The sequence below is a fragment of the Streptomyces sp. YGL11-2 genome (assembly GCF_050054615.1).
In the GTDB taxonomy this organism is placed as follows: Bacteria; Actinomycetota; Actinomycetes; order Streptomycetales; family Streptomycetaceae; genus Streptomyces.
In genome coordinates this window covers 161108-180465 of the sequence record NZ_JBNHIN010000017.1, presented here as the reverse complement: position 1 = coordinate 180465, position 19358 = coordinate 161108, and the positions used below count along the sequence as shown (strand labels likewise).

General features: G+C 71.1%; 12 protein-coding genes, 4 pseudogenes and 2 riboswitches. Of the genes and pseudogenes, 6 read left to right on the top strand and 10 right to left on the bottom strand.

The genetic code is table 11. From position 1 onward, the window contains the following. Positions 1-1063 (top strand): APC family permease (locus ACO1BR_RS21180; protein WP_426796636.1); only part of this gene is annotated, 1063 nt, incomplete at its 5' end. Positions 1064-1399: 336 nt separating this feature from the next. Here the strand turns inward: ACO1BR_RS21180 and ACO1BR_RS21175 are convergent. Together ACO1BR_RS21175 and ACO1BR_RS21170 are read right to left on the bottom strand one after the other, a co-directional pair. Then, positions 1400-3586: an FUSC family protein gene (locus tag ACO1BR_RS21175; protein WP_426796640.1), complete on the bottom strand. Its 2187-nt coding sequence runs from the start codon at positions 3584-3586 to the stop codon at positions 1400-1402. Between the two features lie 519 nt (positions 3587-4105). Then, positions 4106-5065: a helix-turn-helix transcriptional regulator gene (locus ACO1BR_RS21170; protein WP_426796635.1), complete on the bottom strand. Its 960-nt coding sequence runs from the start codon at positions 5063-5065 to the stop codon at positions 4106-4108. A gap of 92 nt (positions 5066-5157) precedes the next feature. Between ACO1BR_RS21170 and ACO1BR_RS21165 the strand changes: the two genes are divergently transcribed. The 3 genes from ACO1BR_RS21165 to ACO1BR_RS21155 are packed head-to-tail and all read left to right on the top strand — an operon-like array spanning position 5158 to position 7468. Further along, a complete protein-coding gene (locus ACO1BR_RS21165) occupies positions 5158-5871 on the top strand; it encodes an NADPH-dependent F420 reductase (protein WP_426796634.1) in 714 nt (237 codons plus the stop codon). A 2-nt stretch (positions 5872-5873) separates the two neighbouring features. Beyond that, entirely contained in the window at positions 5874-6269 is a 396-nt protein-coding gene (locus ACO1BR_RS21160; protein WP_426796633.1) for a VOC family protein, read from the top strand. Further along, positions 6266-7468 (top strand): winged helix DNA-binding domain-containing protein, encoded by a 1203-nt coding sequence (locus tag ACO1BR_RS21155; protein WP_426796632.1) that lies wholly within the window; start codon positions 6266-6268, stop codon positions 7466-7468. Before ACO1BR_RS21160 ends, ACO1BR_RS21155 begins: the two co-directional genes overlap by 4 nt. A gap of 145 nt (positions 7469-7613) precedes the next feature. Here ACO1BR_RS21155 and argG read toward each other — a convergent pair whose 3' ends face one another. The 4 genes and pseudogenes from argG to ACO1BR_RS21135 form a co-directional block, all read right to left on the bottom strand. Then, entirely contained in the window at positions 7614-9059 is a 1446-nt protein-coding gene (gene argG / locus ACO1BR_RS21150; RefSeq protein ID WP_426796631.1) for an argininosuccinate synthase, read from the bottom strand. A 161-nt stretch (positions 9060-9220) separates the two neighbouring features. After that, complete coding sequence (metE, locus tag ACO1BR_RS21145; protein ID WP_426796630.1) at positions 9221-11539, bottom strand: 5-methyltetrahydropteroyltriglutamate--homocysteine S-methyltransferase; 2319 nt, start codon at positions 11537-11539, stop codon at positions 9221-9223. 191 nt (positions 11540-11730) lie between these two features. Beyond that, positions 11731-11950, bottom strand: a riboswitch (cobalamin riboswitch). Positions 11951-12118: 168 nt separating this feature from the next. Next, a pseudogene (locus ACO1BR_RS21140) lies at positions 12119-13008 on the bottom strand (3-hydroxybutyryl-CoA dehydrogenase). A gap of 104 nt (positions 13009-13112) precedes the next feature. Further along, positions 13113-13508, bottom strand: a pseudogene (locus tag ACO1BR_RS21135) (hypothetical protein); the annotation flags it as partial. Between ACO1BR_RS21135 and ACO1BR_RS21130 the strand changes: the two are divergent. Further along, a pseudogene (locus ACO1BR_RS21130) lies at positions 13507-14055 on the top strand (short-chain fatty acyl-CoA regulator family protein); the annotation flags it as partial. The pseudogenes ACO1BR_RS21135 and ACO1BR_RS21130 overlap by 2 nt on opposite strands. 92 nt (positions 14056-14147) lie before the next feature. Here ACO1BR_RS21130 and ACO1BR_RS21125 read toward each other — a convergent pair. Then, a complete protein-coding gene (locus ACO1BR_RS21125; protein ID WP_426796629.1) occupies positions 14148-14522 on the bottom strand; it encodes an ArsR/SmtB family transcription factor in 375 nt (124 codons plus the stop codon). An 83-nt stretch (positions 14523-14605) separates the two neighbouring features. Beyond that, positions 14606-14815: riboswitch (cobalamin riboswitch) on the top strand. A 31-nt stretch (positions 14816-14846) separates the two neighbouring features. Here ACO1BR_RS21125 and ACO1BR_RS21120 point away from each other — a divergent pair. Then, a complete protein-coding gene (locus tag ACO1BR_RS21120) occupies positions 14847-15974 on the top strand; it encodes a HoxN/HupN/NixA family nickel/cobalt transporter (RefSeq protein ID WP_426796628.1) in 1128 nt (375 codons plus the stop codon). Between the two features lie 520 nt (positions 15975-16494). On the opposite strand, the pseudogene ACO1BR_RS21115 reads toward ACO1BR_RS21120, so the two are convergent. The 3 genes and pseudogenes from ACO1BR_RS21115 to ACO1BR_RS21105 form a co-directional block, all read right to left on the bottom strand. Next, a pseudogene (locus ACO1BR_RS21115) lies at positions 16495-16681 on the bottom strand (transposase); the annotation flags it as partial. 95 nt (positions 16682-16776) lie between these two features. Continuing rightward, positions 16777-18462, bottom strand: a complete 1686-nt coding sequence (locus ACO1BR_RS21110; RefSeq protein WP_426796627.1) for a protein kinase domain-containing protein — start codon at positions 18460-18462, stop codon at positions 16777-16779. Between the two features lie 162 nt (positions 18463-18624). Next, positions 18625-18978: a hypothetical protein gene (locus tag ACO1BR_RS21105; RefSeq protein ID WP_426796626.1), complete on the bottom strand. Its 354-nt coding sequence runs from the start codon at positions 18976-18978 to the stop codon at positions 18625-18627. Between the last annotated feature and the right edge of the window lie 380 nt (positions 18979-19358).

Genomic DNA, 19358 nt, shown 5'->3' with positions numbered 1-19358 from the left:
CAACTTCCATCCGCACAACTTCACCTCCCATGGCTTCGCTCCGTTCGGTGCCAAGGGTGTGCTGAGTGCCATCAGCACCAGCGGCATCATCTTCGCGCTGCTCGGGTTCGAGCAGGCGATCCAGCTGGCGGGCGAGAGCCGTAACCCCAAGCGGGACCTGCCGCGTGCCACGATCGGCTCGGTCGTCATCGGTGCGGTGATCTACACCGCGCTGCAGGTCGTCTACATCGGCGCGCTGCCGCTGGCCTCCTTCGCGCACGGTTGGGCCAAGCTCAACTACGTCGGCATCGAAGGCCCCTGGGCCGGTCTTGCCACGGTGATTGGTCTGGGTTGGCTGGGCTGGGTGCTGTACGCGGATGCCATCATCTCTCCCGGTGGTACGGGTCTGATCTACACCACCTCCACCTCGCGTATCTCCTACGGTCTGAGCAAGAACGGCTACGCGCCGAGGTTGTTCGAGAAGACCGATGCCCGCGGTGTGCCGTGGTTCGGCCTGATCATCTCGTTCGTGACCGGTGTGGTCTGCTTCCTGCCCTTCCCCAGCTGGCAGCAGCTCGTCTCCTTCATCACCTCCGCCAGTGTCCTGATGTACGCCGGCGCGCCGCTGGCCTTCGGTGTCTTCCGTCAGCGGCTGGCCAACCACGAGCGTCCCTACCGGCTGCCCGGCGGCAACGTTCTGTCCCCGCTGTCTTTCGTGGTGGCGAGCCTGATCATCTACTGGGCCGGTTGGGACACCCTGCAGCGACTGGGTTGGGCGATCATCATCGGCTACGTCCTGCTCGGCAGCTACGCCCTGTACGCGACGAAGAAGCGGCTGCCGAACGCGCCCCGACTGGACTGGAAGGCCGCGCAGTGGCTCCCGGTCTACCTGATCGGCATGGGCGTCATCTCCTGGCAGGGCGGCTTCGGCGGCAAGAGCCACATCCCGCTCTGGTGGGACATGGCGATCGTCACGGTGTTCTCCGTCGGCATCTACTACTGGGCCCGGGCCACCGCCGTCCCGGCCGAGGCGATCGAGCAGAACATCGAGGAGGTCGCCGTCGTGGACGAGGGCGGTCACTGACAGCCCCCCGACCTCACGGTCGAGCATGCCGATGAGTTCCGCCGGTCTCCCGGCGGAACTCATCGGCTTCTGCTTTTGCGTATTCACTACCCGGCCACGCGTGCCATGACGGCATTCGCACCGACCGCACGTGCGAACCCGGCCCGGTATTACGGCAGTTGACCCGCATCGACCGACGAGAATTTCGGTACGGGGAAGACGAGGCAAGCGAATTGGCCTGCTGTGTGAACGAGTTGATCGGGGACGGTCATTTCCCGCGGCCGGGACGGGACCGCTCCGCGGCGAGGGCCGATCGCCGGGGGCGAGCCCCGGCGATCACGGAATTCCCGTTGTGGCTCAGCCGTTCTTGCTCCCGCTGCGCCCCGACACCGGTACGTCGAGGGAGCGGGCGATGCCCACCACGCCCTCGTCGAGGCGCTGGAGATGCCGCAGCACGCGGAAGGTGACGGTGCCCGACCGCAGTACCGGGGAGTCGTCCGCTTCCAGCATCGAGGCGATGCTGGCCCCGGATTCGACCTCGCCCTCGGCGTGCTCGTCCGCCACCCGCGCGACGATGAGATCGATGTTGCGCGCGATGCGCAGGCCGGCGCGGTCGAGCCGGGGATCGGCCGCGACGGTCTTGCTGAACGGCACGAGTTCGGCCGTCGCCGCCAGGGAGCGCGCGTGGTACGCGCAGGTGTCCAGGAGCGCCACCAGATAGCGTGCCGTCTGCCGGCGCACCCGCAGCGGAGTGATGGGATGCATCAACGGCTGGGTGGAGCCCCGCAGATCGTCCAGGGCGGTGTCCAGATCGCGCGCCCGGCTCAGCAGGTCCACGGCGGGCCCGCCGCTGAGCTGCTCCACCGCCGCGGACACCACCTCGCGCAACCGGACCAGGACCGTGCCCAGATGCTCGTCCGTACGGCGGTCCGTGTGCACCGGCAGTACCAGGACGGCGGCGATGATCCCGCACGCGGCGCCCAGCGCCGTCTCCTCGATACGCAGCACCAGGGTGGCGAAGCTGTACGTGTTGAGGAGCGTGTAGAGCAGACCGAGCATCGCGGTGACGAAGAAGGACATCAGCGCGTACGACAACGGGGCGGTGAAGAACATCCCGAAGACGCAGAGCAGCACGAGCACGAACGCGGTCCAGGTGTGGTTGCCGACCAGACCGGCGAGGCCGACACCGGCAACCACGCCGAGCACCGTGCCCAGCAGCCGGCGATAGCCCTTGACCAGGATCTCGCCCGTCGAGGCCGTGTTGAGGAACACCACCCAGCAGGTCAGCACTGCCCAGTACCAGCGTTGGGTGGACAGGAACTCACCGCCGACGATGGCCAGCGCGGAGCCCACCGCGACCTGGCACGCGGCCCGGGTGGTGGGCCGCTGGAGCCCGGTGCGCTCGTCCTCGCCCTCCGTGCGCTCCTCGGCCCCGACGATCGCGAGGTCCTCGGCATCGAACTCCTCACGCGAGCGCGTGGTGGCCGGCGAGTCGTCGGACTCGTCCTGCGGCCCGTCCAGCGCCAGCCGCAGGCCCAGCACGGCACGCGCGGCCTCCCCCAGACCGCGGAAGGCGTCCTGGACGGCCGGTGTGCCGGGCGGCAGGTTGTCCTCGTCGCGGTAGCCCAGCAACCTGTTCCGCACATGAGCCAGCGCCGTGCCGCGGTCGTCGGGTGCCCGCCGTGCGACCAGCAGATGCAGCGCTTCCAGGTCCCGGCGCAGCGTGCCGACGGCGTCGCCCTCGGCCTGCACACGGTTCGTCATGGCCGGCACCGGGGCATCGGGCAGATGCAGGGTGAGCGTGTCCGTGCGCTCCGCGCTGCGCGCGTTGAGCAGCATCACCCCCAGCCGTTCGGCCGCGATCTCGGCATCCGCGACCCGTCGCTGCAGCAGTCCCGCGACGGCGGCGTCCCGGGTTCCCTCCTCCAGGCGGCCCTGAATCATCAGCGCCGCCTCGTGCAGCCGGGCGGTGTGCCGCCGCAGGTCGTCCAGGACGCCGTCCAACTGCTTGGGACCGGCGTCCACCAGCTCGATGTGGGTGGCCACCAGTTGCGCCAGGCGTGCCCGGAAAGCCTCCCGCAGCCGGCGCAGGGTCCGTTCCGGAGTTTCGGGAACGACCGCGAAGCGCACGACCGCACTGCAGGCGAACGCGACGCCCAGCGTCAGATACAGCTCCGGCAGGGTCGGCACGGTGGCATGGACGAACAGCGAGACGAAGTAGACCTGGAAGCCGATCAGCCCCAGGGCCATGCCGCGGTCACCGAAGCGGCGGGCGTAGACGGCGCCGAAGATCAGAGCGATGAAGAACAGGTCGCCGGCGATGATCTGGTTGTGGAGCAGCGCCGCCAGCGTCATGGCGGCGAGCGCGACGGGCAGACCGAGCGCAACCGTGATCGCCTGGCCGCGTACCTCCTTCTCCCTGATGGCGAACGTCGCGGCCATGGCGGCCATGGCGCCCGCGACCATCAACGTGACGCTGGTGTGGAGCAGTGCCAGCACGACGAGAGTGAACACAATCGCCGCCACGGTCCGCAGCCCGGCCATCAACCGCAGCAGCCCGGGGTCGGATGCCGCGAAGCGGTCCCAGGTGCCCCGCCCCGTCCGTCGTATCGCTGCCTTCACGCTGCCGCACGCTCCCCGTTCTTGCCATCGGCCGAGGTCATGTGCGCCGTCGGCCGGGTGGATCAAGCATGGCACGACACCTGTCGGGGACCGCCGCCGAAGGCCCGAGGGGGTGCAGAACGGCTTCGGTCCGCACCCGTACCCGGGCTGCCGCCCTGCCGGACCGGCTTGTTACCGCGCTCCGGCGGCACCGGATCGCGCTGCCGTACGTCCTGGTGCCTCGGGGAAGTCGGTGCGGAACCCACACGCAGGGGACGATGCTCTCGACCTCGTCGGACGGGGCCGTTCGGCCGGTGAGCGTCGTCCGCGGACAGGTGCGGTACCCGCACACCCGCCCGCGACCTGCCCCCGGCTGACGCTCGCCCACGCCACCAACACGCCCCGTGGAAGCGCGACTTCACGCCTGTGCGGACGCCTGCCCGCGCCTGCACCGCACGGGTGTCAGGCGGTGGCGCGCAGGGCGCGGCGGGCGGCGGTGCGAAGGTGGGCGAGGACGTCCGGGTCGGCGTCGAGGGTGTAGTCGTCGTCGAGGCCGGCGAGGGTCTGGGCGATGCGCGGCAGGTGGTCGTCGGAGACGTCGACGCGGCAGGTGGCATCGTCGAGGGGCCGGATGCGGGTGGCCAGGCCCCGGGTGCGGGCGCGGACACGGTCGGCGGAGGCGTGGACGGTGGCGATGGCGCGGTAGCGGGTGGGGGCGGCGGAGAGCCGGCCGGCGACGAAGGCGGCGGGGCCGTCGCCGGGGACCGCGCGGGCTGGAACGCGGCGGCCGGTGGGGGTGGCGCCGGTGATCCGGTCGAGGCGGAAGAGGCGCCAGTCGTCCTTGCCGGTGTCGTGGGCGAGGAGGTACCAGAGGCCGCCGGAGTCGACCAGGTGGCACGGTTCTGCCCGGCGGGGCGTGGTGGCGCCGTGGCGGGTGGTGTAGTCAAAGGTGACGATCTCGTGGTCGCGGCAGGCGACGGCGAGGGTGGCCAGCAGGGCCGGGTCGGCGCGGGGCCCCCGGTCCTCCCAGACGATGCCGTCCAGGGAGGTCTGCAGCGCGGTGACCTGTCCGCGCAGGCGGCGGGGGAGGACCTGTTCGAGCTTGGCCAGGGCCCGCAGGGCGGTCTCCTCGATACCCGTGAGGCCGCCGGCGGCGGTGCGCAGGGCGACGGCGATCGCGACGGCCTCGTCGTCGTCGAGGAGCAGGGGCGGGAGGTCGGCACCGGGGGCGAGGCGGTAGCCGCCGGCGTGCCCGCGGGCGCTGTCGACGGGGTAGCCGAGTGCGCGCAGCCGGTCGATGTCGCGGCGGACGGTGCGGACGGTGACCTCCAGGCGTTCGGCGAGGTCGGCGCCGGACCACTCCCGCCGGGTCTGCAGCAGGGAGAGCAGCCGCAGCATGCGGGCCGTCATGTCGCTGGTCATGGAATCCATGATGCCGGTGTCAAAGGACACCCCTTGTCCTGAAACGACTCTACGGTGGACCTGTCCGCACGGAGCAAATCAGGAGGTTCTCCATGAAAATTGCTGTTCTCGGTACAGGTGGCGGCGCTCGCGCCCACATCGCCAGGCTCGCCGAACTCGGTCACGAGGTCCACGTCGGCACCCGCGACCCGCAGGCCACGCTGGCCCGCACCGAGCCCGACATGATGGGCAACCCGCCCTTCAAGCAGTTCCTCGCGGACCACCCGGGCGTCGAACTGCACACCTTCGGCGACGCCGCGGCCGCCGCCGACGGCCTGGTGATCAACGGCATCGACGGCCACAACGCCGTGGCGGCCCTGTCCGCCATCGCCGACCGGCTCGCCGGCAAGACCCTGGTCGACTACGCCGTGCCGTACATCTACAACCCGGACATCGAGCGCCCCTGGCCGACCCCGTGGGGCGTCAACCCGGTCCTCGACCCCTGCGACAGTGACAGCCTGGGCGAGCAGATCCAGCGCGCTTTGCCGCAGACGAAGATCGTCAAGGCGTTCGTCACCCAGGAGCAGGCCACCGTCGTCGACCCGCAGGCCATCGGCGGCGGCGACCACACGATGTTCGTCGCGGGCGAGGACACCAACGCCAAGCAGCAGGTCACCGACCTGCTGAAGGCTTACGGCTGGACCGACGTCCTCGACCTCGGTCCGCTGGTCGCCGCCCGCGGCATGGAGATGTACGCCCACATGCACGGCGCCATCGGCATCGCCCTCGGCTTCGGCACCCACTTCGGCGTCAAGGTCGTGCGCTGACCATGACCACGAAGAACGACGCGCCCCTGAACGGCAGGATCGTCTGTCAGGCGATATGGGCCCGCGACGGGCGGGCGCTGGCCGACTTCTACGCCACCGCCCTGGGCACCACGGTGACCCGGACCTACCCCGACGAGCAGGGCAACGAGGCCGCCCACGCCTTCTTCGTGAACGGCGCGATGTACCTCTTCTACACGTCCGAGTCCTTCACCGCGCCCACCTGGCCCGAGGAACAACTGCCCTTCCACATGGACCTCTCCTTCCCCGACGTCGCGGCGGCGGAGCAGCGGCTGCTGGAGATGGGCGCCACCAAGCCCGACCACCAGCCCGGTGGCCGTTACTGGACCGTCCTGCTGGACCCCTCCGGCCAGCCCTTCTGCATCCACGGCACCCAGTGACACCGCATCACGCCGGGACCGTCCTGCCCCGTGTCACCGCCGCCCAGCGCCGCGCCCGCCTCGTACGCCGTCACCTTCTCGCGCCGTCCGTGCGCGAGAGGTCGGCCGAGGCGGTGGCGCTGGCCCTGGTCGGCCTGCACGCCACCGACCCCGCCACCGTCTTCCTCGCCGCGGCGGCCCGCATACACGCCCCGACCGCCGCCGCCATCGACCACTCCCTCTACGACGTCCCCAACGGTGCCCCGGCGCTGGAGCGCATACGGTGCATGCGCCGCACCATGTTCGTCGTCCCGGCCCGCCTGGCCCCGGCCGTACGGTCGGCGACCGTACGCGACCCGCAGCGGCACCGTGCCGAGACCCTCACGCACCTGCGCCAGGCGCTCGGCTGGGACGCACCCCGCTACCAGGCGGTGGAGCGAGCCGCTCTGGCGGCGATCACGGCCCGGGGGCGGGCCACCGCCGCTCAACTCGCCGCCGACGTACCGGAATTGAGGGAGCGGATCGTCACCTTCCCCGGCAAACCCTACGAGTCCCGGCAGCGTGCCGGCACACCGGTTCTGGGCGCACTCGCCGCCGAGGGACGCATCCGCCGGGACCGCCCGGCCGGCTCGTGGACGTCCGCGCAGTTCCACTGGGCGCCGGCCCGCCCCCTGCCGCAGATACCCGCTGCCCAGGCGAAGACCGCACTGGCCCGTCATTACCTCTCCGCGTTCGGCCCGGTCACCGTGGAGGATCTGAAGTGGTGGACCGGCTGGAACCTCACCGACACCCGCAAGGCCCTCGCCGCCACCGGTGCCCAGGCCGTCGACCTCGACGAAGGCACCGGCTACCTCTTGCCCGAAGACCTCGACACCACCCGCGCCGAGCCCGAGCCCGCGGCAGCCCTGCTGCCCGGCCTCGACCCCACGCCCATGGGCTGGCGGCACCGCGACTGGTACCTCGACCCGGACCACACCAAGGCCCTCTTCGACCGCAACGGCAACATCGGCCCCACCGTCTGGTGGCACGGCCGGGTGGTCGGCGCCTGGGCCCAACACCCCGACGGGCACATCAACCACCACCTCCTCACCGACCCCGGAACCGAGGCCCGCGCAGCCGTGGAGTCGGAGATCAGCCGTCTGACCGCGTTCCTCGACGGCACCCGCATCACGCCCTGCTACCGCACCCCCCTCGAACGCCGGCTCGCCACCCACCGCTGACCGCGGCTCAGGCCGTTCCGACCGCGGCGGTTCCGACTGGGCCGCTGTCACGGAACAGGCCGGCCGGACGCCCTCGGCGCCCAGCCGGCCTGTTCCGGTGGTGCATCCCTCCCCGGGTGCCGAGCCCTCAGCTCGACGGGGTGGGTCAGTCCGTGCCGAACTCCATCGCGGCGCGGTCCAGCATCTCCTCGTCGGCGGAGCCCTCGCCGCGGGAGGCGATGGCCTCGGCGCCGCCCTCCGGCATGCTGCCGATCAGCCCGGTCGCCGCCGCCTGGGCGGCACCGATGGCGGGGTTCGCGGTGCCGATCAGGCCGAGCCCGGCGTACTGCTCCAGCTTGGCGCGCGAGTCGGCGATGTCGAGGTTGCGCATGGTGAGCTGGCCGATCCGGTCCACCGGGCCGAACGCCGAGTCCTCGGTGCGCTCCATGGACAGCTTGTCCGGGTGGTAGCTGAACGCCGGGCCCGTGGTGTCGAGGACCGAGTAGTCCTCACCGCGCCGCAGCCGCAGCGTCACCTCGCCGGTGACGGCCGCGCCGACCCAGCGCTGCAGCGACTCGCGCACCATCAGCGCCTGCGGGTCCAGCCAGCGGCCCTCGTACATCAGCCGGCCCAGGCGCCGGCCCTCGTTGTGGTACTGGGCGAGGGTGTCCTCGTTGTGGATCGCGTTGACCAGCCGCTCGTACGCAGCGTGCAGCAGGGCCATCCCGGGCGCCTCGTAGATGCCGCGGCTCTTGGCCTCGATGATCCGGTTCTCGATCTGGTCCGACATGCCCATGCCGTGCCGCCCGCCGACGGCGTTGGCCTCCATCACCAGGTCGACGGGGGAGCCGAACTCCTTGCCGTTGATCGTCACCGGACGGCCCTGGTCGAAGCCGATGGTGACGTCCTCGGTGAGGATCTCGACCTCGGGGTCCCAGAACCGCACGCCCATGATCGGCTCCACGGTCTCCACACCGTTGTCCAGGTGCTCCAGGGTCTTGGCCTCGTGGGTGGCGCCCCAGATGTTGGCGTCGGTGGAGTACGCCTTCTCCGTGCTGTCGCGGTAGGGCAGGTCGTGGGCGAGCAGCCACTCCGACATTTCCTTGCGGCCACCGAGCTCGGTCACGAAGTCCGCGTCCAGCCAGGGCTTGTAGATCCGCAGCTGCGGATTGGCGAGCAGGCCGTAGCGGTAGAACCGCTCGATGTCGTTGCCCTTGAAGGTCGAACCGTCGCCCCAGATCTGGACGTCGTCCTCAAGCATCGCCCGGACCAGGAGAGTGCCCGTGACGGCGCGGCCGAGCGGCGTGGTGTTGAAGTAGGCACGCCCGCCCGAGCGGATGTGGAACGCCCCGCAGGTGAGCGCGGCCAGGCCCTCCTCGACCAGCGCCGCACGGCAGTCGACCAGGCGCGCGATCTCGGCGCCGTAGGTCTTCGCGCGGCCGGGCACCGAGGCGATGTCGGGCTCGTCGTACTGGCCGATGTCGGCGGTGTAGGTGCACGGGATGGCGCCCTTGTCGCGCATCCACGCGACCGCGACGGAGGTGTCGAGGCCGCCCGAGAAGGCGATGCCGACGCGCTCGCCGGCGGGAAGGGAGGTGAGGACCTTTGACATGGGAAGAGTATGCACGATTCCACATGACTATGCAATGGGGTTCGGTGTCGCGAGCGGGGTGGTATCCGTCGGGTCCGCCCCGCCGGGTCCGTTGCGGGCGAAGTAGGGGCCGGCGTAGGGGCCGGGGCGGTCGGCGCCCCGGCCCCTCGGGGGCCTGCCGGTCAGGACGCGGGCAGCTCGCCGCGGACGGTGCGGGCCGCGGCGACCAGGTTTTCCAGCGCGGCGCGGGTCTCGGGCCAGCCGCGGGTCTTCAGACCGCAGTCGGGGTTGACCCACAGGCGGTCGGCGGGGATGGCCCGCAGACCGGTGCGCAGCAGTTCGGCCGCCTCCTGCGTGCTCGGTACCCGCGGTGAGTGGATGTCGTACACGCCCGGCCCGGCCTCGCGCGGATAGCCGTGGGCGGCCAGTTCGCGGGCCACCTGCATATGGGAGCGGGCGGCTTCGAGGCTGATGACGTCGGCGTCGAGGTCGTCGATGGCCTGGACGATGTCGCCGAACTCGGCGTAGCACATGTGGGTGTGGATCTGGGTGCCCGGCCGGACGCCGCCGGTGGTGATCCGGAACGCCTCCGTTGCCCAGGACAGGTACGCGGGGCGGTCGGTGGCGCGCAGCGGCAGCGTCTCGCGCAGGGCCGGCTCGTCGACCTGGATGACGGACGTGCCGGCCGCCTCCAGGTCGGCGACCTCGTCGCGCAGCGCGAGGGCGACCTGCCGGGCGGTGTCGCCGAGGGGCTGGTCGTCGCGGACGAAGGACCAGGCGAGCATGGTCACCGGACCGGTCAGCATGCCCTTGACCGGGCGGTCGGTGAGGGACTGGGCGTAGGTCGTCCAGCGCACGGTCATCGGCTCGGGGCGGGAGACGTCGCCGGCCAGGATCGGCGGGCGGACATAGCGCGTGCCGTAGGACTGCACCCAGCCGTGCCGGGTGGCCAGGTACCCGGTGAGCCGCTCGGCGAAGTACTGGACCATGTCGCTGCGTTCGGGCTCGCCGTGGACGAGCACGTCCAGACCGGCCTTCTCCTGGAAGGCGAGCACCTCCTGGATCTCGGCCCTGATCCGCTCCTCGTACCCGGCCGTGTCGATCCGGCCCGCGCGCAGGTCGGCCCGCGCGGTGCGCAGTTCGCCGGTCTGCGGGAAGGAGCCGATGGTCGTCGTCGGCAGCAGCGGCAGACCGAGGTGGGCGCGCTGGGCGGCGGCCCGTGCGGTGTAGGGCTGGGAGCGGCGGGCGTCGGCTTCGGTGACCGCGCCGGTGCGGGCGCGGACGGCCGGGTCGTGGGTGACGGCGGAGCCGGCCCGGGATGCCAGGTCGGCCCGGGCCGCTGCCAGTTCGGCCACGATGGCGCCGGCGCCGTGGGTCAGGCCCCTGGCGAGCGTGACGACCTCGGCCGTCTTCTGCCGGGCGAAGGCGAGCCAGCGCAGGATCTGCGGATCGATGTCCCGCTCGGCCGCCGCGTCGAGGGGGACGTGCAGCAGCGAGCAGGAGGCCGACACATCGACGCGCTCGGCCAGCCCGAGGAGGGTGCCGAGCGTGGCGAGGGACTTCTCCAGGTCGTTGACCCAGATGTTGCGGCCGTCGACGACACCGGCGACCAGTCGCTTGCCCGGCAGTCCGCCGACGGCCGCGAGGGCGTCCAGGTTGGCGGCGCCGGCTTGGGTGAAGTCCAGCGCGAGCCCCTCGACCGGGGCTTCGGCCAGGACGGGCAGGGCGTCGCCCAGGCGGTCGAAGTAGGAGGCGATGAGCAGCTGGGGCCGGTCGGTGAGGGCGCCGAGCGCGCGGTAGGCGCGGGAGGCGGCGCCGAGTTCGGCCCGGGTGCGGTCCTGGACGAGGGCGGGCTCGTCCAGTTGCACCCACGTGGCGCCGGCGGCCCGCAGGTCGGCGAGGACCTCGGCGTACACCGGCAGCAGGCGGTCCAGGAGCGTGAGCGGGTCGAAGCCGGCGGCGACGCCGGGCGCGGGCTTGGCCAGCAGCAGGTAGGTGACGGGGCCGACCAGGACGGGCCGGGCCGGCAGCCCCAGCGTCAGGGCTTCCGTCAGCTCGGCGACCTGCTGGGTGGAGTCGGCCGCGAAGACCGTGTCAGGGCCCAACTCGGGTACCAAATAGTGGTAGTTGGTGTCGAACCACTTGGTCATCTCCAGGGGCGCGACGTCCTGTGTGCCCCGCGCCATGGCGAAGTAGCCGTCGAGGGGGTCGGCCGCGACGGCGGCCCGGTGGCGCTCGGGGATCGCGCCGACCATGACGGTGGTGTCCAGCACGTGGTCGTAGTACGAGAAGTCGCCCGTCGGGACCTCGTCGAGGCCGGCCCCGGCCAGCTGCCGCCAGGTGGCGCGGCGCAGTTGGGCGGCGGTGGCACGGAGGGCGTCGGCGGTGACATGGCCCTTCCAGTAGCCCTCGATCGCCTTCTTCAGCTCCCGGCGTGGGCCATGGCGCGGGTAGCCGTACACGGTGGCCCGTGCTTCCGCGGACGCGGACTGGGTGGTCATGGAAATCTCCTTCGCGAGATGCATCCCTGAGATCCCGGCGAGGAGACGAAGGCGCGAAGGGGACACGGACCGGGCGGTACGGCTTCGCGCGACACGGCGCGAGCATCCGCCTGGTGTGTACTCCCCCGGACTACGTCCGGGGGTGCCCTCAACCCGCCCACGAGGTCACCGGGATGTCCGTGCGCGAGTGGTTCGCACACGGGCAGGTGGCAGGTCTTCGGACTCGCGGGCACGCCCTCATCGAGGACACCTACTGGCCGTCGCTTCCCAGGCCCGTTTCGCCGGACCCAGTGCGTATGACGGCGGTCGTTCCCGCTCACCGCTGCGGGGCAGTCCCGGATTCCCACCGGGTTCCCTCTTGCGACGCATCCCGCCTGGCGGACGGGGCGAACCAGCTGCAGTGATCAGCTTACGGGCCGTCCGGCGATGTCGGGGGCCGTATCCGTCATGCGGAGGGTGAGGTGGGACACGCGGCCGAGGTGCGTGCAGCGGGCCGAGGGCGGGAGACGCCGCACGGCCGCCCCCCGCCCTCCTTGTGAGCCGCCGCCGGTCCCTCCGCCGGCGGTGTGTCCGGACCCCTCAGTCCGGCTGCCGGGTCGCTCGGTCCCGGCCGTACACGTGGAACCCCCGACCGGTCTTGCGGCCCAACAGCCCCGCCTCCACCATCCGTTGGAGCAGCGGGGGAGGGGCGTAGAGGGGTTCCCTGAACTCGTCGTAGAGGGACTCGGCGATCGAGGCGACGGTGTCCAGCCCGATCAGGTCGGCGAGCCTGAGCGGACCCATGGGGTGGGCGCAGCCCAGCTCCATGGCGGTGTCGACGTCGGCCGCGGTGGCGAAGCCCGACTCCGCCATGCGGATCGCCGCCAGCAGGTACGGGACGAGCAGCGCGTTGACGACGAAGCCCGCCCGGTCCCGGGAGTGGACGACCGTCTTGCCGAGGACGCGGGATACGAAGTCCGTCACGACGGCGACCGTCTCCGGGGCCGTGTGCAGGGAGGTCACGATCTCCACCAGCGGCAGCACCGGGACCGGGTTGAAGAAGTGCAGCCCCACGACCCGGTCGGCGCGGCGCGTGGCCATGCCGAGGCGCATCACGGGGAGGGAGGACGTGTTGGTCGCCAGGACGGCCGCCGGATCCTCGACGATCTTGTCGAGCGCGGCGAACACCTCGGTCTTGGCGTCCGCGTTCTCCACGACGGCCTCGATGACGAACCGCCGGTCGGCGAGGTCCTCCAGACTGCCGGTGAAGACCAGGCGCGCGAGGGCTTCCTGCGCCGCGGTCGGCTCCAGCTTCCCCGTCGCACGGCGTGGTCCAGGGAGGCGGTCACGCGCTCCCGCGCGGCGCGGGCGGCCGCGGCATCGGCCTCACAGACCACGGTGTCCAGCCCGGCCCGCGCGCACACCTCGGCGATACCCGCCCCCATCTGACCGCCGCCGACCACCCCGACGCGCCGGATGTCCCTGTTCATGACCGGGGCTCCGTACCGCGCACGAGGTGGGTGGCGTAGGCGTCCGGTGTGAAGAAGGGCGGCAACTCGCGGTCCAGCGCGTTCCGTTCGAAGAGCGCGAGCACGAGGACGCCGTCGAACACCTCGCGGCACAGGGGAACGAGGCCGGGGTGGGCGACCCGGGAACCGTCGAAGCCGTCCTCCGCCTCACGTTCCTTGTCCAGCCGGACCGTGGCCAGCGCCGCCGCGTGGGCGGCCGGCTCCTTGCTCGGCACGTGCGCGGCCATGCCTCCGATCGCGTGCGCCCTGCGCTTGTGGCAGGTGCGCACGTCGACCGTCATACGGCGGTTCGGCGGTCCGGTGATCTCGACACGACGGTCGGTCAGACCGGGCGCGGGCGGGGCGACGCGCCAGGACGGATCGGCACGCACGGCCGAGGTGACCGGCGGGAAGTCGAGCGGGGAGCCGCCGGCCAGGCGCATGGCCTGGCGACGGCGTTCGGTCAGCAGGTCCTGCCGGCGCCTCACCGACCGCTACGGCCTCGGCTACGAGACCGTCTGCCACCGCCTGAGCACTCTCCAGCGCCCCCGTCTGCGCGGCGTGCCGTTCTCCTTCGTCCGCGTCGACCGGGCCGGCAGCATGTCCAAACGGCAGTCCGCGACCGGTTTCCACTTCTCGCGGGCGGGTGGCACCTGCCCGCTCTGGAACGTCTACGAGGCGTTCACCGCCCCCGGCCGCATCCACGTCCAGATCGCCGAAATGCCCGACGGGCAGCGCTATTTGTGGACGGCCCGCGCGCTCACCCGGCAGCGTGGCGGCTGGGGCGAACCCGGCAAGACCTTCGCCATCGGGCTGGGCTGCGAGATCCGCCATGCCGCACGCCTCGTGTACTCCGACGGCCTTGACCTCCGCAACACCTCCGCCGCCACCCCCATCGGCATGGGCTGCCGCGTCTGCGAACGCCTCGACTGCCCCCAGCGCGCAGTGCCGCCCCTCGGGCGCGCCCTGCGGATCGATCAGAACGCCAGCACGTTCGTGCCGTACCCGGTGAACGATCCGACGGCCTGACGGAGGCCGAGGCGCGAAGGGATGACCGTTCCCCTCGTGTCCCGTTGACACGGCCTGATGCGGCGGCGGAATCGCGGGCGGAGCCGGCTTCGTCAGGCGGGTGGGGGCGCCGTGGCGGGCGTGGTCATCGCATCGAGGAGGCGTGCGATCTCGGGGTCGCACAGGCTGTACCGGACGATGCGGCCGTCCTTGGCGGCGTGGACCGCGCCCGATGCGCGGAGCAGCCGCAGTGCCTGGGAGACCGCGGTGTCCCGGATGCCGGTGGCGAGCGCCAGGTCGGAGACCGCGATGGGGCCGGCCCGGTGCACGGCGAGGAGCAGCGAGAGGCGGCCGGGGTCCGCGAGCAGAGCGAAGCGCTCGGCCCAGGTGCCTACCTGGCCGCGGTCGCCGATGCCTTCGATGGCATCGCACACGGTGTGGTGGTCAATGGCGCGTTGATGTGCGCGGTCCGATGGAACCAAGTGCATGCGCCCCATTCTTGCCGCACTTCACCCTGGTAACCAAGACACCTGCGTATCTGTGCAGGCTTGTAGCCACGGTGGCCGAACCTCTACGGTGGTCCCGCCGTGGTGCTCGGGAAGACCGGTGACAGCCCTGACAAGGGCTGGAGTCCGGAGCGGCCCTCGCCACTGTGATCGGGGAGTCGACGTACCTCCGCCGGAAGGCGGACGCCACTGGGGACCTTCGGGTTCCTGGGAAGGCCGGGTACGCCGGCGTTCGACCCGTCAGCCAGGAGACCGGCCACGGCACCGTACGTCCCCGTCCACGAGGTGCTGGAGAGGCTCCCTGAGATGACCCTGTCTGAAAACTCCGCCATGTCCACCGCAGACGCGGTGATTCCGGCCACACCGCTGATGCGCTGGGAACGCAGGGACTGGATACGCACCGGCGGACTCCTGGCGGCGATAGCCGCGCTGCACGTCGTCGCCTTCGCGATCCTGGTGATGCTGGTCGCACCGCACCACTACACCGTCGGCAAGCAGGTCTTCGGCCTCGGCCTGGGCGTCACGGCCTACACCCTCGGCATGCGGCACGCCTTCGACGCCGACCACATCGCGGCCATCGACAACACCACCCGCAAGCTGATGGCCGACGGCAAGCGTCCCCTCTCGGTGGGATTCTGGTTCGCCCTGGGGCACTCCTCCATCGTGCTTCTGCTCGCCGGAGGCATCGCCGCCGGAGCGCATGTCGTCACCACCTTGACCGACGACAACTCCAGTGCCCGACAGACCCTCGGCCTGGTCGGTACCAGCGTCTCCGGCGGCTTCCTCTATCTGATCGCCGCCCTCAACCTGCTCTCCCTGGCCGGCATCTACCGGGTCTTCAAGGCGATGCGGGCAGGCGAGTTCGACGAGCACGAACTGGAGAAGCACCTGGACTCCCGCGGCTTCATGAACCGCATCCTGGGCCGGCTCACCAAGTCCATCACCCGCCCCGGCCAGATGTTCCCGCTCGGCTTCCTCTTCGGAATCGGCTTCGACACCGCCACCGAGGTCACCTTGATGGTGATGGCGGGCTCAGGCGCCGCCGCCGGGCTGCCCTGGTACGCGATCCTGTGCCTGCCGCTGCTGTTCGCCGCGGGCATGAGCCTGTTCGACACCCTCGACGGCACCTTCATGAACTTCGCCTACCACTGGGCGTTCTCCAACCCGGTGCGCAAGGTCTACTACAACCTCACCATCACCGGCCTGTCCATCGCGGTCGCCTTCCTCATCGGCACCATCGAACTGGTCGGTGTCCTCCACGAGCAACTCGGCCTCAACGACGCCGTCACCAACTGGATCTCCGGCATCGACCTGAACAACGTGGGCTTCATCATCGTCGGCCTGTTCGTGGCGGTCTGGGCCTGCGCACTGGCCTACTGGCGGTTGGCCAAGGTCGAACACCGCTGGAAGCCCAAGGCCGCGGAACCGAACTGATGCATCGGCCGGTCGCTCGGCAGCCTCGGTCCGCCGACGGGCCGGGGCTCGTCGCCGAGCGTCACACCTCCCCGCCACGCTCCTCCCGGGTACGCGGGGGCCGGCGGGGCGCAGGTGATCTTCAGGCGTCGGGTGGTAACGACCGTCCAGAAGCGTCCATCAGATCCAGGCCAGGCGCTCAAAGCCAGGTCAGAACTTCGTGTCCGGGGGAGTCCACCCGGTTGTTGCGACCTGTGTGAGAGCGCGTGTGACGACGAAGTCCCCGCTGGAGTGCTCGACACCGTTGGCGAATCCGGGGGCGAGTGCGACGTCGGCCTTCGCGACCCGTTGTGGTCCTGAAGGCCGACGTTGTGTTGGGGGAGGATGTGATCAGTATGGACAGCGGGCGGTATCCGCTGTCACTCGCCCGGTGGATCTTGGTGGTGAACCCGCCGCGCGCGCGGCGCATCGCCTCGTCAGGCCGGTACCGGCCTGACGAGGCGATGCGCCGCGCGCGCGGCGCATCGCCTCGTCAGGCCGGTGCCGGCCTGGACAGCCCGAAGGATCCGCTCCCATGTGCCGTCCGCCGACCAACGCCGGTTGCGGTTGTGCACCGTCTGCCGTTTCCCGAACCGCGTGGGCAGGTCTCGCCACGGGGTGCCAGTCCGCCGGCGGAAGAGAATGCCGTTGATGACTGTGCGGTGACTCCGCCACCGCCCGCCCCGACCTGCTCGGATGCCGTACCGCCCCCGCCTCGTCGAGGGATTCGTCGCCCAAACCGGGCTCGACCTCCAACTGCCGTAGCCTCAGCCGTTGAAGATCTCTAGCAGCGGACCGGCTTGCCGCTCTGGCGGATGATGTTGTCGGCGGACATCCAGCCCGCATCCTTCGTCCCGGCGATGCGGGCGTAGATCCACTTGTGGCCATAGGAGTTCTCGACCGAGCAGTGGAACCACAGCTTCGTGCCGGACTTGGCCGAGGCCACGGAGGAGCAGTCCTTGTAGGGCCCCGTGAGGATTTTGTGGTCGCCGGACAGGTAGCCGTACGCTCCCGGCTTTGGGTCAAAGTGGTTCCAGCCGCTGCAGGTTGTCGGCGCCGAAGTGGGCTTGGCCGATGGAGAAGCGGATGTGCTCGGCTTAGCCCTCGGCTCGGTCGACGGAGACGCGGAGGGCAGGGAGTTCCCGCCGGCGACCGTTCCACCGCCGCTCGGTTGACTGTTGCCGGCCGGGGCGTTGCTTCCGGAGGCGGCCTGCGGCTCGTTACCGCTCGCCCCGCTGGTCAAGGCGTAGGTGACGCCGCCTCCCGCGACCACGACGAAGGCGGCCGCCGCCGCGATGAGGGTACGGCTTCGGCGCCGGCCGCTGTTGGCCGTGGTGGGGCCGGCGCCGGGAGCGTGACCGGCGGTCGGTACGCCGGGCTGTGGAAGCGTGGGCGGCAGGCCGGAGGGTGGGGAGCCAGTGGGCGGAGCCTGAGGGGAGGGGGGCTGGAACGTCGGTGCGGCGCTGAAGCCGGGCGGCGGTGTCGGGGCGGCGGCCTGGAGTGGTGTGGGGGCGGTGGTCCGGGGTGGGGCCGATGTCGCGGACTCCGTCGAAGTACGGGCGGGGGTGGGGGCCGCGAGGGGCACGGAGGTTGGCCGCGTGAGGTTCATCGTCCTGCCTGCGGCCGCTCGCTCCAGCATCTCGCGTGCCTGCTTGGCTGTGGGCCGGTCCTCCGGCGCCTTCGCCATCAAGGCCCGTAGCACCGGCGTCAGCGGCCCCGCGCGCCGGGGTTCCGGCAGGGGCTCGGTGATGATCGCCGACAGGGTGGACCACACGGACGGGCGGCGGAACGGTGCCGTGCCTTCCACAGCCGCGTACAGCGTCATGCCGAGCGACCAGATGTCCGACGCGGGGCTGGGCGCCGTGCCCTGCGCGCGCTCCGGCGGCAGATAGTCGAGGGAGCCGACGAGCTGACCGCTCTGGGTCAGCTTGGCCATCGCCTCGTCGTCGGGGGTTTCCATGGTGGCGATGCCGAAATCGGTGAGCACGACCCGTCCGCCGTGCTCCAGCAGCACGTTGCCCGGCTTGACGTCCCGGTGCAGTACGCCCACCCGGTGCGCGGCGTCAAGCGCGTCCGTCAGCTTGGCGCCGATCGCCGCCGCCTCGTGCGGCTCCAGCGGGCCACGCTCCGTCAGTACCTCGTCGAGCGATGGCCCGTCGACGAGTTCCATGACGATGACCGGCAGGCCCTGCTCCTCGGTGACGTCGTGCACGGTGACCACGCCGGTGTGCCGGATACGGGCGGCGGCCTGCGCCTCCCGCTGCATCCGGGCCCGCAGATCGCGCAGTTCGGGTGTGGAGGCGTCGGTGAAGGCCCGCAGGACCTTGACTGCGACCTCGCGGTTCAGCAGTTCGTCCGTTGCCCGGGCGACCACGCCCATGCCGCCGCGCCCGATCGTCGCGGTCACCCGGTACCGGCCTCCCAGGGCCTTGCCTATCAGCTCATCGCCGCCGGCTTCCCGCGCCGTCACCGCATGCCCCGTTCCCCTACCATTCGTCGCTGTTCGTCGTTCGCACCTGGCGCCCCAGAGTAGAGGCAGCTTCTCCTCGACCAACCAGTGGTCCGGTTGTGCTGGTGCTCGACCGGTGGGGCGGTGGGCTCCCGGGGATCCCCGGGAGCCCCCGGACCGGCCCTAGGCCCCCGACATGCTCCGATACGTCACGAACAGGAACCAGAGCACCGGAATCAGCGCACCGAGGACGGCAGGCCGTCGGTACAACGGCTTTCCGGGATCCAGTTGCGGTCCGGGCTGTCCGGGGATCGGTGCCGGGAGATTGCTCAGCTTGATCCGGGCGGCGAGGTTCCAGATCAGGGTGAAGGGGGTGAAGAAGAAGAGGGAGAACGGGCTCCACCAGCCCTGCCAGAGCGTGTTGCCGGTCATTTCGCGACACAGAGCGATGCCGCAATTCCGGCAGAATGGCCCCTTCATGGTCAAAAACCTCATGACGATGAGGATGCCCTGATGTCCCCGCACGGTGACGTCCATGGCCGGCATGGCGCCGCACAGTCGGCAGCCGGAGTGGTGTGGAGGCGGGGTCTGCGGGAACGGTGCGGGGCCCGCCTGCCCCCAGGCGGCCGGGGGTTGGGGGTGCGGCTGCCCCCAGGCAGCCGGGGGTTGAAGTTGCGGCTGCCCCCAGGCGGCCGGGGCCTGGGGTTGCGGCTGGGCCCAGGGGGCGGGCGGGCCGGCCTGTGGGTGCATCGGCTGGTACGGCTGACCGGGCGGCGGCTGAGGTGCCTGGAGCGGCGCAGGGCCTGGCTGAGGTTGCGGCGGAGTTGCCACGAATGTCCCCCGTATGTGAATCAATGCAAGAGAAGGTGCAATGTGGAGAGAAAAGTGCGTGCTTGCCTTTGAGGGCAAGCACGCAC